This is a genomic window from Arthrobacter sp. zg-Y40 (genome assembly GCF_020731535.1).
Lineage (GTDB): Bacteria > Actinomycetota > Actinomycetes > Actinomycetales > Micrococcaceae > Arthrobacter_B.
In genome coordinates, this window is sequence record NZ_JAJFZS010000008.1 from 125051 (window position 1) to 137828 (window position 12778).

Sequence of the window (12778 nt, forward strand, 5' to 3'; positions counted from 1 at the left end):
TCCATGCAGTCATCTCGAACATCCGGCTGAAGTGGTTCTAGAACCCGGAATGCCTTGATTCAGCTCCTACCGGTCGACCATGGCGGCGATAGAGGAAATGAGCACGCCGGGGTCGAGTCCTGGATCGAGGGCGATCCGGACCACGTAGCCTTGGGCCGCAGACAGGACAGCATGGGCAGCCGCAGTGGCGGCCTCCCCAACATCCTGCTCGGCAGGAGTGGTGTGAGCACGCACCCAATCCAGGAGGCTCGCTTCAGCCGCCGATTGAATGGCCCGCAGCTGGTCCTGCACCATGGAGGCCGTTTCCGGATCCCGTGCAGCCTCGGCCCACACCTGAAGCAGAAGCCTTGCGCGTTCGCGATCGATGGAGGCAAGGATGGTTCGCACCACATCGCCGGGGGTGGCTGCAGCGCCCAGACCGGCGGTCCGCTCCTCCAACAATTCTGCGGCAACGCTCCGCATCAGGTCGGCCTTGCTGTCGTAGTGGGAGTAGATCGAGCCAGCGGAAAGCCCCGACTCCTTGATGATCTCCGCCATCGACGTCTCACTGAATCCGTTGGCTATGAAACAACGCATGGCAGCGGCCGCGATCTGCTCGCGGCGGGCGGCGCGACGGGAATCCGTAAGACGAGGCATCCAAACAGAATACCCGTTCTGTTACGCTGGGACCCAAACAGTATGGTTGTTCTTTTTGACTCTGGAGATTCCCATGACTACCCAGCTCCATTCCCCTCCCACCAAGTGGTCCAAGGCTGCCGGCCTCGGTGTCGCCGGCTCACTTATTGCCCTGCTCGTGGTCTTGGCATTCCTCTGGCCTTCGAAGGTCACGACGGCGCAGCACCTGCCCGTCAGCATCGCCGGCCCGGCCGCGGCAGTGACTGCTGTCCAGGACATCATCGGCGCACAGTCGCCCGAGACATTCGATTTTGTGGATGCAGCGGACCGCGATGAAGCTGTACTGCAGATCGAATCCCGCGAATCCTACGGCGCCATCATCCTGGGAGAGGGCACGACGGCGCCCGAGGTGCTGACTGCCCCTGCCGCCAGTGCCGCAGCCACCCAGTTGCTCAACGGTGCCGCTGCTCAATTGCAGGCCCAGCGGACCCAGCAGGCTCTTGCCACCGGGGGCGATCCCGCAGCAGCCACGGTCACCGTCACTCCGGTCGTGCCGCTCTCTGATTCCGACCCGTCCGGCAGCGGGCTGGCCGCTGCCTCATTCCCAATGACGATGGGCGGCATGATTGGCGGCGTCGTAATCTCGCTGTTGGTTGCCGGAGCCGCCCGAAGGCTGGCCGCCCTTGCCGGATTCGCCGTCGCAGCGGGTCTCGGCCTCACCCTTGTCCTGCAGCCGTGGTTCGAATACCTCCAGGGGCATTTTTGGATCAATGCCGCCGCGATGGGACTGTCGGTTCTCGCAACCGCTTCGTTCATCGTGGGATGCAAATCGCTGCTTGGGGCCAAGGGTATCGGCGTCGGTGCGGTACTCACTATGTTCATCGGGAACCCGATCTCCTCTGCGGCGACACCGTGGCAATTCCTAGCGGAGCCTTGGGGCCAGATCGGGCAGTTCTTCGTTCCGGGAGCGTCGAACTGGCTCGTTCGATCCCTGAGCTATTTCCCCCATGCGAACCTCGCCCCGCAGTGGTGGATCCTCATCGGATGGACCGCCGTCGGCGTCGTCCTCACGCTCACCGCCCATGCCCGGGCATCCGCAGCGACGTCCGCGCCGCACGGCCAGCGTGATGACGAGACCCGTGCAGTGGTGTCTGCGTAGGCGGTACGCAGAGGGTTCGGTTGCCCATCGCCTCAGCCACCAGCACCCTAGTCGTATCTGCGGACACCAGAAACAACACAGCCATCTACAGTCGGGCCTTGAGAGAAAGCACGCTGTAGACGTACCACCTGAGGAACGGCTTATTACATACGTAGAGTCGCGAAGTTTTAGGTGTAGGTCAGCGGAAGTCGCCAACCTGCCTCTCGACCGGAACGGTGCCCTCCACGACGACGCCGCCGGTGTGCGCGGTAGTGACGGTTTCAATCAGGACGATTTCGACCTCCTCGTCCGCGATCGGATTGTGCTGCACCCCGCGGGGAACGACGTAGAACTGGCCAGGCGTGAGTACGACCTCCTCAGCATCGGGCAGCTGGATGCGTAACCGACCTGAGACGACGAGGAACATTTCATCCTCCGCGTCATGGGCGTGCCAGACCAGCTCACCGAGCAGCTTCGCGACCTTCACGTACTGATCGTTCACGCGCCCAATGACCCGTGGGGTCCAATGGGTGTGGACCTGCCGGAGCTCAGCGGCGACATCGATTCCGTGGAGAGAAGTCTTGGGGCCATCATCGGCCCCAAGACGCGCGTACGACGAATCGACCCCACCGACGATAGAAGATCTCCGTCATCATCCGGGCTTGCAAGATCGGACTGTCCCGCAAGGGATTCCTTGCGGGGCTCGAGATGAGGGGTTTTCACCCGTAGAGGCGGGCAGGGTCTCCCGAGAGGGAGGCCTTGACGAAACGACTCGGTTCATCGACGAGGACTTCGATTGCCCCGGCCTCGACCCCGGCGAGGCTTCCTTTGGCCACGTTTGCCGGATCGATCTTGGGGCCGTCGACGCCGGCCATCATGTCCGTATCAGCTCCTGCAAGGTGCACACCCTGCACGAGGATGTTCCGGCCGGTCAGTTCCACGCGCACCCCATTAGTCATGTTCCACTCCGCAGCTTTAGCCACAGAGTAGGACCCGGACCCCTCAGTGGTCGCAACCCAGGACAGGACGGACAGGACATTCACTATCGCCCCTGTCCCCTGAGCCTCGATCACGGGTGCGAATGCTCGAATAACCCGCAGAGTTCCAAACAAGTGCGTTTCCAGGTCCGCCCTTATCTCGCCCATGGGTGAGGTCAGAAGGTCAGCGCCCGTTGTGATGCCGGCATTGTTGATCAACAGATCCACGTCCGATGCGACGACAGCAGCTTCCTTAATCGACACCTCATCCAATAGATCAAGGCGCAGCGGTATGACTCGGGAATCACGGATGTCGATCGTCTCCACGTCACGGGCCGTGGCGTACACCTTCCGGGCTCCGCCTTTGAGGAGTTCATCCACGAAACTCTTTCCAATGCCACGGTTCGCTCCGGTCACGAGGGCTGTAGCTCCATTGATGTGCATAGCTCTTCCTTCTGCTCGTTGATGAGGGCTCGTTCGCCCGCTAGCGCTACGTTAGAAGTTCACGTCGACGTGAAGTGCAAATCGCCAACATCGAACTAGTGACTGGGAGCTTTTGAGGATGAGAATCGGAGAGCTGGCAAGACGGGCAGGAGTCAGCACACGGGCACTGCGCTACTACGAGGAACAGGGTCTTCTCACACCGGCCAGGACCACGGCCGGGCACCGGATCTACACTGAAGCCTCGCTAGCGCGGGTCCAGCTCATCCAACTGCTTTTCACAGCCGGCCTGAGCAGCCGCCTCCTCGTCCGGCTTCTGCCCGCGATCGACGCCAAATACCTTGAACCCGACCTGGTAGCCCGTTTGGAGGCCGAGCGCGCGCGCCTCGCCGCTAATATTTCCGAGCTTCAGGCAGCTCACCGCCGGCTTGGCGTCCTCCTGGACATCAGCGCCGACCCGGACGACAGGGAATGCGCTACAACCCTCGACTAGACCACGGACGATGAGGTCTCGGGCTGCACGAATACGAGGATTAAGGTGCCTGCAGGCCTTGCCGCACAATGACAGTCGCGTCCAGGCGGGTTCCCCGTTACCGAACGCAGGCTAGAGTGCTCGGCATGAATGAACTTGTTCAAGCACAGCTTTCTGCCATCACGGAGGTTCTACACGCAGCAAAAACATTGGGGATCGAGATCTGGTTGCGTGGAGGTTGGGCGATGGACTTTTACCTCGGCCAGGTGACTCGTGACCACGAAGACATAGATTGGTTCGTCTGGCAGAAGGACTTGCCCGGGATTTCTGGGCTGCTTATCTCCCGAGACTGGGTTGATCTCGCCAGGCACCCACTCGATCAGCAACGCGATCTTTTTCGCGATGGGGTTGAACTCGGCTTTGCGCCACTGGCTCGGACTGATTGCGGTGATGTGGTCGTGGGTGGGGGCCCGTTCATGGGTGAACCATGGCCTAAAAACATGATCGGCAATAGCCTCTTTGGAGAGCTGGAAGGTATCCGCTGCCCCATCATCAGCCCAGAGTCACAGATCGAAATCAAGCGCATGATGCCGGTATGGGTCCCCGGGTTCCGACGACGCGACAAGGACATCCTAGACATTGCGCGATTAGAGTCAGCGCTGCACAGACCGCAATAGGGGCAGGAGCGCGCATCTCAGAACCGGAACAGTGAGTTGATGTCCTGTTTGGCGTCATCCACGTACACGTCGGTGCGTTCATCAAAGAGGCTAACCAGGTCCTTCAGTTGGGCCGAATCGGGCAGTACAGCCTCATAGGACCACGCCAGGTCAGTGCCTTCGGGCCGGTCGGTGACGGACCAGTAGGAAGCGGTGCCTTTGTAAGGGCAGACCGACTGCTTGAGGGACGGATGCAGGGCGTCCCAGTCGACGTCGCCGCGCGGGAAATAGGTGCGGACCGGCAGCATGGTCTCGTACACGAAAACCGGTTCGCGGGTTTCGGCCAGGAGCTGCCCGCCCAAGTGCACCCGCACGTTCCGTGAGGACTGCCGGGCATCCACCCGGTGGAAGGGATCGCGCGGGTGGCCTTTGATCTCCTGGTCCTCTTCCATCCAGCGGTCGAACGCGTCAAAGTCCAGCAGAACGTAGCCGCCAAGGTCCGGATCGTCCGGACGGAAACCCGCGCCCGGCAGGACATGGGATCCGGCATGCAGGTCCAGTCGCTGCCCCGGTGCCGTGTGCGCGGCGAAGGGGTAGCGGGGATCCATTAGTGCCTCCGGCGGCACATCAGCGAGCGGATCCCGGCCGGGGGGATCAGCGGGGATCAGCTCCGCAGCAATGTCCCGCGCCGGGACGGCGTACAGCGGCGTGACCCGCCGCGGCTCGTACGCCAGCACCGCACTGGTGGAATCCACAACCGTGTTGTCCCCGAGCTGTGCCCGGATGCGCCGCGGAGTGGGCTCGTACCGCAGCTCGGGCAGGAGTTTCCACATGGAGGGGCTTATTTGCAGTGCCATGTGCCCAGTGTCTTGCGGGAGGAAACCCGATTCAAGGGGCTGCGGATCGGGATGTTCCGGCGACGCCGGAAGGCCGGCCCCGAGGGACCGGCCTTCCCGCAGCGGGATCCCGCTAGTTGCTATGGCCAACGGTCCCTCGCCGAAGAACGCCCGCAGGGGTGGTTCTCCGCGTGCCGGTGCGGAGCACCGCCGGCGGCGGTGCGGAGAAGTGCGAGGTTGGGGGACAGCGCCGGGAGCAAGACGACAAAAGGCGGCGTGTGGGTTAGTTGTTTCGCCGCATCCGGGCCAATTCGGCCTCGATACGGCTATCCGATATGGCCGGACGGCGTGAGTAGGTGGGGATCCCCGCGACGACCGCGGCGATGAGAGTCCCCAGAATGGGCCAGATCGGCCAGAAGTAGCCACCCGGCGTCGTGAAGTACCAGATCGCGACCTGAAATACTGCGAGCAGCAGCCAGAGGCCGACCACTCCCTTGTAGACCGTCTTCGCGATGACGTGCCGCCGGGCAAGCTCGTACGATTCATTCGGTGTCGACATGGTGTTGCCTTCCGTTGTGATGGGATATTCGAGGTGGTTCATGCTGCGCCGGACGGTGGAGGACCATGTCGCCGGAGGAATCTCGGGATTGGATAGTTGACTATCTAATGTGTACGATAGTCCAACTATCCAATGGAGGCAAGATGCAGATATCCCAACTGGTCCAGCAGGCCGACGTACCGTTGGCGACGGTCAAGTACTACATTCGGGAGGGCCTGCTCCCTGCCGGGCGTGCAACCAGTGCAACCCGTGCCGACTACGATGAGAATCACCTGGAGCGGTTGCGGCTGATCCGCTCACTCACGGTCGTGGCCGGCTTGCCCCTGAACCGGGTGAAGAAGATTCTCGACGTGATCGATCACCCTGAAGGCAGTGTCTACGAGATGCTGGGGACGGCCATCGACGCTCTCGCGGGCTACCTGCCGGGCGAAGACGGCCCCGACCGCAGTTGCCCGCGCGCTGAAGCAGCCCTCGCTTCGCTGGGGAGTGCCTACAACGCCTCGGATGATCGGATGGCTGCCTTCGCGCAGCTCGAAAGCGCGCTCCGTGCTGTCGAGGAGGTCGGAATGCCGGCCGACACGGAGAGGTTACGGCTTTACGGCGACCATCTCATGGCGATCGCGCGCGCTGAAATAGAAGCGATGCCGACAGCCGACCCGGATGCAGCTGTTCAGTACGCCGTCCTGGGTACCGCGCTGTATGAACCTGTTCTCGCAGCGATCCGCCGCCTCGCCCATCAAAACCTCGCCGTAGGGGCTAAGTGAAGCGGGTGTGCCCGTACCGCCCGCGAAGAGTCCGCGGCGTCGACCCGGTGGTGCTAAAGGTGGCGGTGGACATAGGCCCAGCGACCGCCGAGATCCGTCCGCAGTGCCTCCATCAGCGGGTCGGCGAGATTCGACCAGGTGTGGTCAATGATGACTGCGAGGTGTGTCACGGCCATGCATGAGGAAATCTTCCAGTCTCCGAGCAGAGCAGTCCAGGAGCATCCCGTGCAGGTGAGGAGCGGTTCGGTCCCGCCCTGGTCCCAGTCACTTATCCGGGAGATGACTGACATCAGCAGGCGTCCGGGTCCGCCTTGGTCCAGCCGTTGGCTGAGCCAGTTTCGGACTTCCTGCAGGCGATCTTCCGCGCCGGCCCCATCCACCGACAGATCCAGCAGCTGTTCCCAGTGATCTCCCATGCCCTGACCCTAATACGGGGTGACTTCCGATGCTGAGAAGGTCGTACTCACGCCCGGTCAGTTCTACGTCGTTCCCCGCGGGGTGCAGCACAATCCGATCGCGGACGAGGAGGTCGAGATCGTGCTGATCGAAACCGTCACTACCGCGCACACCGGCGACGTCGTCGTGGAGGGCACCGTTCCGGTCGAGAGGCAGGTTGGCGGCTTCCGCTGAGCTACACCTAAAACTTCGCGACTCAACCGAGGATCCACCCAGCAGTCGCCCACGCCGGAAGGCCGGCCCCGAGGGGCCGACCTTCCGCTAGCGGAATCCCGCTAGTTGCTGCCTCCGTGGGCTTCGAGTGCCACCGGCTGCCACTCTTCCCAGGACGCCAGCCGCGACTCATAGTCGGCCTTGGCGATGGCCAGCGGGCCCTCGCCGAAGAACGCCCGCAGGGGCGGGTTCTCGGCGTCGACGATCTTGAGGATCGGCCCGCGGGTGGCACGCGGATCACCGGGCGTGCCCCGGCGGCTGGGGCGGTTCGCTGCCTGCTCCCGGACGACGTCGTAGGCGGCAATGGGCTGCGCATGCTTCGCGGAGCTGCCGCCCCAGTCGGTGGAGAACCCGCCGGGCTCGATCATGGTGACCTTGATGCCGAAGCCGGCAACCTCCTGCGCCAGCGCCTGGCTCAGTCCTTCCAGGGCCCACTTCGAGGCGTGGTAAATGCCCACGGACGGGAAGGCGGAAATGCCGCCGATGGAGGAGACCTGGATGATGTGGCCGCTGCCCTGCTCACGCAGGTACGGAAGGGCGGCCTGGGTCACCCAAAGCGCTCCGAACAGATTGGTCTCGATCTGACCGCGTGCTTCGGCCTCGGAAAGTTCCTCGACCATGCCGAACTGCCCGTACCCGGCGTTGTTGATGACGACGTCGAGCCGGCCGAAGTGCTCCTGTGCACGCTGGACGGCGGCGAAGACCGCGGCGCGGTCCGTGACGTCGAGCGAGAGCGGCAGCACCCGGTCACCGTAGGTGTCCACCAGTGCGGTGAGGCTGTCCGTGCTGCGGGCGGTGGCGGCAACGGAATCTCCGCGTTCCAGGGCCGCTTCCGCCCATTCGCGGCCGAAGCCGCGCGATGTTCCCGTGATGAACCAGACCTTGCTCATGTTGTGCTCCCTGCTAAGTGTCGTGGATATGGGTTCCAGCGGAAGGTGTCCCTGCCGCCGTGCAGTCATGGTGGAGGGAACCCGTTAGGCCGCCGAATAATTCCGTGGCATGCCCGGCGAGGCCGGACACGCGAAAAAGGGCATGCCCGGCCTTCCAGCCGGGGCATGCCCTTTTCCTTGGCGCAGGGTTTTCCCTGGCGCACTCAGGGGTCTGTCTTAGTGCCCCCGGGCGATCCACTCGTCCAGGTGCGGGCCTTCGACGGCGATGGACGTTGCGTCCCCGTGCCCGGTCAGCACCTTGGTTTCGGCCGGCAGGGTCAGCAGGCGTTCCTTGATGGACTCGATGATGGTGGGGAAATCGCTGTAGGAGCGGCCGGTGGCACCGGGCCCTCCGTTGAACAGCGTGTCCCCGCTGAAAACCACCGGTTCGGGAACATCTTCACCGGCAGCCAGCGAGAAGCACACCGACCCGGGGGAGTGCCCCGGTGTGTGCAGGGCGCGCAGGGTGTGGCCTGCCACCTCGAAGGTGTCCCCGTCCTCAATCTCGTCGTCCGGTCCCTCGTCCGGGAACACTGCGTCCCAGAGCATCCGGTCTGCCGCGTGCAGGAACACGGGGGCGCTGAAACGGTCCCGGGCCTGCTCGACGGCGCGGATGTGGTCATCGTGGCCGTGCGTGAGCAGGATGGCCATGACTTCGCGGTCCCCGACGGCCTCGGCGACGGCGTCGATGTTGTGCGCGGGGTCGATCACGATCACTTCGGCGTCGTCCCCGATAATCCAGACGTTGTTGTCCACGTCCCAGGTGCCGCCGTCCAGCGAGAAGGTCCCCGAGGTGACGACGTTGTCGATGCGGAACGTCACAGTTCCACCACCGAGCGCAGGACCTTGCCGTCGTGCATCTTGGTGAAGGCTTCTTCGATGTCGCCCAGGCCGATGCGCTCGGTGACGAACGCATCCAGGTCCAGCCGGCCGAGCTTGTACTGCTCCACCAGCATGGGGAAGTCCCGGGACGGCAGGCAGTCGCCGTACCAGGAGGACTTCAGGGACCCGCCGTGGCCGAAGACGTCAGCCAGCGGCAGTTCGATCTTCATATCCGGGTTCGGTACGCCCACCAGCACTACCCGGCCGGCGAGGTCGCGGGAGTAGAAGGCCTGCCGATAGGTTTCCGGGCGGCCCACGGCATCAATCACGACGTCGGCCCCGAAGCCGCCGGTGAGCGCGCGGATAGCCTCGACCGGGTCCTGCTCCTTGGAGTTGATCCCGTGGGTGGCACCCTGGGCCTTGGCCAGCTCGATCTTGGCGGAGTCGATGTCCACCGCGATGATGGTGGTGGCGCCGGCCAGCTTGGCGCCGGCAACAGCGGCAATGCCCACGCCGCCGCAGCCGATCACGGCGACGGATTCGCCCCGCTGTACGGCGCCGGTGTTAATGGCTGCACCGATGCCGGCCATCACGCCGCAGCCGAGCAGGCCCACCGCGGCGGGATCGACGTCGTCGTCCACCTTGGTGCACTGGCCGGCAGCCACGAGCGTCTTTTCGGCGAATGCGCCGATGCCCAGGGCGGGCGTCAGCTCGGTGCCGTCCTCAAGGGTCATCTTCTGGGTGGCGTTGGCGGTGTTGAAGCAGTACTGCGGCTCGCCCTTGCGGCAGGCACGGCATTCGCCGCACACCGCGCGCCAGTTCAGCACCACGCGGTCGCCGGGAGCCACTTCGGTGACGCCGGGGCCGACGGCGGAGACCACGCCGGTGGCTTCGTGGCCGAGCAGGAACGGATAGTCATCATTGATGGCGCCCTGCTTGTAATGCAGGTCGGTGTGGCAGACGCCGCACGTGAGGATGTCCACCAGGGCCTCTCCGGGCCCCGGATCCGGAACCAGGATGGTTTCCAGCGAAACGGGTGCGTTCTTTTCCTTGACGACTACGGCCTGAACCTTATGGACCATGGGGTGCTGCCTCCTGCGATGTTCGGGCGGGGCGCCGATGTCCGGCGTCCCGCCTTCCATCCTATGAAGCGTTTCGGCCGGGAGCGAAGCCGGGAATTACCCTTCCGCTTCCGGCGCAACCGTGCCTGGGCCTGCCGCCGGCGCCGATCCCGCCCTACGATGGGAGGCGGAAAAGGTCCGCAGCGAGCGCGGCATCGCGCCGGCGGAACCGCCTACCCCCCAAGGACGGCCCATGAACGCCTCAGCGTCCGGCAGCAGCGTACCCGCGTCCCCCGAAGGTCCGAAGAAGCGTTCCGGGACGGGGAGCCGGACCGGCCGGCTCATCTTCCTGCTGCCGGTGCTGCTGGTGCTGGCCTGGCTGGCGGTGGGCGGGATTGGCGGCCCGTACTTCGGCAAAATCAGCGAAGTGGCGGACAACAACCAGACCTCGTATCTGCCCGCCAGCTCGGCATCCACGCAGGTGGCCGCGCTGCAGGAGAAGTTCACGGACAGCGATGCCATTCCCGCCGTCGTCGTTTATGTGAACAATGACGGCCTGACCGAGGCGGACCGGACCTTCGTCACCGGCCGGGCCTCCGCGCTTTCGGGGGTCAGCGGCGTGGCGGGACAGGTATCCCCGCCGCAGTTCTCCACTGACGGCAAGGCGGCGGAAATCTTTGTGCCGGTGCAGGACAATGATGCCGCCGCGACCACGGTGGAGGATCTGGGCGGGGTTGCCGGCGACGGCATCCCCTCGGGCCTGGACAGCTACGTCACCGGCCCGGCCGGACAGCTGGCGGACATCACCGAGGCCTTCGGCGGCATCGATACCTCGCTGGTGCTGGTGGCGGCACTGGCCGTGCTGGTGATCCTGGTGGTGGTCTACCGGTCACCGCTGCTGCCGTTCCTGGTGCTCCTGACGTCCATCCTCGCCCTGTCGGCGGCCATCCTGGTGGTCTTTTACCTGGCCAAGGCCGGAGCGCTGACACTGAACGGCCAGGTGCAGGGGATCCTGTTCATCCTGGGCATCGGCGCAGCAACCGATTATTCGCTGCTCTATGTTTCCCGGTACCGGGAATCCCTGCGGGACCACGAGGGGCGCCGGGATGCCACCAAGGCAGCCCTCAAGGGAACGATCGAGCCGGTGCTTGCCTCCGCCGCCACCGTGGTGGCCGGGCTGCTGTGCCTGTTGCTCAGCGACCTCAATTCCAACAAGGCGCTGGGCCCGGTGGCAGCCATTGGCATCGGATTTTCTTTCCTGGCCGCGATGACGCTGCTGCCGGCGCTGTTGATGCTGACCGGCCGGGCGGCGTTCTGGCCGCGCCGGCCCGCCTTCGGCTCCCCGCATCCGGACCGGGACGGCAACGCAGGCAAGGGGTTCTGGCCCCGGGTGGCAAGGAGTATCAAGGCGCACCCGCGCCGGCTGTGGGTGGTTCCCGCCGTCGTGCTGCTGGTGGCGTGCGCGGGCCTGCTGCAGCTGCGCGCCTCCGGAGTGCCGCAAAGCGACTTTGTGCTGGGGGAGACTTCCGCCAAGGAGGGGCAGCAGGTTTTGGGGGAGCATTTCCCCTCCGGTTCCGGCAGTCCGGCGCTGATTGTGGCCCCGGAAAGTGAACTGGACACCGTTGCCCGGGCGGTCCTGTCCACTCCCGGTGTTGACGCGCTGGTGGTGGATGCAACCGGCACACCGGAGGGAACGCTGCCGGTGACGGCCGACGGCGTGCAGACCTCACCCATACCGGGAACTTCGGGTACGCCGAAGGTGGTGGAGGGAAAAGTGCTGCTGGAGGCCACGCTCAAGGAGGCAGCCGAATCGGACGCCGCCGAACAGACGGTCAGCGCCATGCGCGGGAATGTGGCCGGGATCGGGGACGTACTGATCGGCGGGGTAACGGCTACGACCATCGACACCAATGCTGCAGCCGCCCATGACCGGGACCTCATCATTCCGGTAGTGCTGGTGGTGATCCTGTTCCTGCTGATGCTGCTGCTGCGGGCTCTGCTGGCCCCGTTCCTGCTGATCCTGACGGTGCTGCTGTCCTTCGGGGCCACCATGGGCGTTTCCGCCCTGGTCTTCAACCATGTGTTCCGCTTCCCGGGCGCGGATCCGGCCGTCCCGCTGTTCGGCTTTATTTTCCTGGTGGCCCTGGGTGTGGACTACAACATCTTCCTGATGACCCGGGTGCGTGAGGAAAGCATTGGGCACGGCACGCGGGAGGGAGTGGTCCGCGGGCTCATGATCACCGGCAGCGTCATTACCAGTGCGGGCATTGTGCTGGCGGCAACCTTCGCCGCCCTGGGCGTTATCCCGGTGCTTTTCCTGGCGCAGCTGGCCTTCATTGTCGCCTTTGGCGTGCTGCTGGACACCTTGGTAGTGCGCTCGCTGCTGGTCCCGGCGCTGTCCTACGACATCGGAGACCGGATCTGGTGGCCCTCGCGGCTGGCCCGGAGATCCGGGCCGGCCGCGGAGGCGCGGCGCTAGAGTCCGAGCCGGGACTTGACCTCGGAAGCGGAGGGGTTGGTGGCGGAGGAGCCGTCCGGGAAGATCACGGTGGGAACCGTCTGGTTGCCGCCGTTCAGCGCCTCAACCAGGTCAGCGGTGCCTTCCACGTCTTCAATGTTGACCTCGGTGTAGCCGATGCCCTCGCGGTCCAGCTGCGACTTCAGCCGGCGGCAGTAGCCGCACCAGCTGGTGGAGAACATGGTGATGGTCCCGGTTTCCGGGGTGAAGGCTTCGGCTGTGGCGGCCACGGCGGTGCTCCTTTTGTCGATCGATTTAACTGGTTGCCTGTCTTTAACAGTAGTCGGGAGCGTCAACAGTATTCCGGCCGGCGGCATTCCC

General features: G+C 64.6%; 16 protein-coding genes. 6 read left to right on the top strand and 10 right to left on the bottom strand.

The window, feature by feature from the left end; all coding sequences use genetic code 11:
• Positions 1 to 66: 66 nt before the first annotated feature.
• Positions 67 to 636 carry a TetR/AcrR family transcriptional regulator gene (locus LJ754_RS07965; protein WP_227926177.1) on the bottom strand — a complete coding sequence of 190 codons (570 nt, stop codon included), beginning with the start codon at positions 634 to 636 and terminating at the stop codon, positions 67 to 69.
• Positions 637 to 709: 73 nt separating this feature from the next.
• Between LJ754_RS07965 and LJ754_RS07970 the strand changes: the two genes are divergently transcribed.
• Positions 710 to 1774, top strand: coding sequence for a hypothetical protein (locus LJ754_RS07970; protein WP_227926178.1), 1065 nt, complete (start codon positions 710 to 712; stop codon positions 1772 to 1774).
• A gap of 178 nt (positions 1775 to 1952) precedes the next feature.
• Here the strand turns inward: LJ754_RS07970 and LJ754_RS07975 are convergent, their stop codons facing one another.
• Both LJ754_RS07975 and LJ754_RS07980 read right to left on the bottom strand, forming a co-directional pair.
• Positions 1953 to 2255, bottom strand: coding sequence for a cupin domain-containing protein (locus LJ754_RS07975; RefSeq protein WP_227926179.1), 303 nt, complete (start codon positions 2253 to 2255; stop codon positions 1953 to 1955).
• Positions 2256 to 2472: 217 nt separating this feature from the next.
• Positions 2473 to 3174, bottom strand: a complete 702-nt coding sequence (locus LJ754_RS07980) for an SDR family oxidoreductase (protein WP_227926180.1) — start codon at positions 3172 to 3174, stop codon at positions 2473 to 2475.
• A 118-nt stretch (positions 3175 to 3292) separates the two neighbouring features.
• On the opposite strand from LJ754_RS07980, the gene LJ754_RS07985 reads away from it, so the two are divergent.
• Positions 3293 to 3664: a MerR family transcriptional regulator gene (locus tag LJ754_RS07985; protein WP_227926181.1), complete on the top strand. Its 372-nt coding sequence runs from the start codon at positions 3293 to 3295 to the stop codon at positions 3662 to 3664.
• A 125-nt stretch (positions 3665 to 3789) separates the two neighbouring features.
• Positions 3790 to 4320: a nucleotidyltransferase domain-containing protein gene (locus tag LJ754_RS07990; RefSeq protein ID WP_227926182.1), complete on the top strand. Its 531-nt coding sequence runs from the start codon at positions 3790 to 3792 to the stop codon at positions 4318 to 4320.
• Positions 4321 to 4337: 17 nt separating this feature from the next.
• On the opposite strand, the gene LJ754_RS07995 is transcribed toward LJ754_RS07990, so the two are convergent.
• The gene (locus LJ754_RS07995; protein ID WP_227926183.1) at positions 4338 to 5156 is read right to left on the bottom strand and encodes a DUF427 domain-containing protein; all 819 of its coding nucleotides are present in this window, start codon (positions 5154 to 5156) and stop codon (positions 4338 to 4340) included.
• A 262-nt stretch (positions 5157 to 5418) separates the two neighbouring features.
• Positions 5419 to 5736: a hypothetical protein gene (locus LJ754_RS08000; protein ID WP_227911543.1), complete on the bottom strand. Its 318-nt coding sequence runs from the start codon at positions 5734 to 5736 to the stop codon at positions 5419 to 5421.
• A gap of 101 nt (positions 5737 to 5837) precedes the next feature.
• Here LJ754_RS08000 and LJ754_RS08005 point away from each other — a divergent pair, with 101 nt between their 5' ends.
• The gene (locus LJ754_RS08005) at positions 5838 to 6458 is read left to right on the top strand and encodes a MerR family transcriptional regulator (RefSeq protein WP_227926184.1); all 621 of its coding nucleotides are present in this window, start codon (positions 5838 to 5840) and stop codon (positions 6456 to 6458) included.
• 53 nt (positions 6459 to 6511) lie between these two features.
• Here LJ754_RS08005 and LJ754_RS08010 read toward each other — a convergent pair whose 3' ends face one another.
• The gene (locus LJ754_RS08010) at positions 6512 to 6874 is read right to left on the bottom strand and encodes a hypothetical protein (RefSeq protein WP_227926185.1); all 363 of its coding nucleotides are present in this window, start codon (positions 6872 to 6874) and stop codon (positions 6512 to 6514) included.
• Positions 6875 to 6893: 19 nt separating this feature from the next.
• Between LJ754_RS08010 and LJ754_RS08015 the strand changes: the two genes are divergently transcribed.
• Positions 6894 to 7088: a hypothetical protein gene (locus tag LJ754_RS08015; protein ID WP_227926186.1), complete on the top strand. Its 195-nt coding sequence runs from the start codon at positions 6894 to 6896 to the stop codon at positions 7086 to 7088.
• Between the two features lie 101 nt (positions 7089 to 7189).
• Here the strand turns inward: LJ754_RS08015 and LJ754_RS08020 are convergent, their stop codons facing one another.
• From LJ754_RS08020 to LJ754_RS08030, 3 genes are all read right to left on the bottom strand, one after another.
• Positions 7190 to 8017 (bottom strand): SDR family oxidoreductase, encoded by an 828-nt coding sequence (locus tag LJ754_RS08020; RefSeq protein WP_227926187.1) that lies wholly within the window; start codon positions 8015 to 8017, stop codon positions 7190 to 7192.
• 216 nt (positions 8018 to 8233) lie between these two features.
• Positions 8234 to 8878 (bottom strand): MBL fold metallo-hydrolase, encoded by a 645-nt coding sequence (locus tag LJ754_RS08025; RefSeq protein ID WP_227926188.1) that lies wholly within the window; start codon positions 8876 to 8878, stop codon positions 8234 to 8236.
• The gene (locus LJ754_RS08030) at positions 8875 to 9960 is read right to left on the bottom strand and encodes an S-(hydroxymethyl)mycothiol dehydrogenase (RefSeq protein WP_227911537.1); all 1086 of its coding nucleotides are present in this window, start codon (positions 9958 to 9960) and stop codon (positions 8875 to 8877) included. Before LJ754_RS08030 ends, LJ754_RS08025 begins: the two co-directional genes overlap by 4 nt.
• Before the next feature lie 232 nt (positions 9961 to 10192).
• On the opposite strand from LJ754_RS08030, the gene LJ754_RS08035 reads away from it, so the two are divergent.
• Positions 10193 to 12418: an MMPL family transporter gene (locus LJ754_RS08035; RefSeq protein WP_227926189.1), complete on the top strand. Its 2226-nt coding sequence runs from the start codon at positions 10193 to 10195 to the stop codon at positions 12416 to 12418.
• Here the strand turns inward: LJ754_RS08035 and LJ754_RS08040 are convergent.
• Positions 12415 to 12639 (bottom strand): mycoredoxin, encoded by a 225-nt coding sequence (locus tag LJ754_RS08040; protein WP_227911595.1) that lies wholly within the window; start codon positions 12637 to 12639, stop codon positions 12415 to 12417. The genes LJ754_RS08035 and LJ754_RS08040 overlap by 4 nt on opposite strands.
• Between the last annotated feature and the right edge of the window lie 139 nt (positions 12640 to 12778).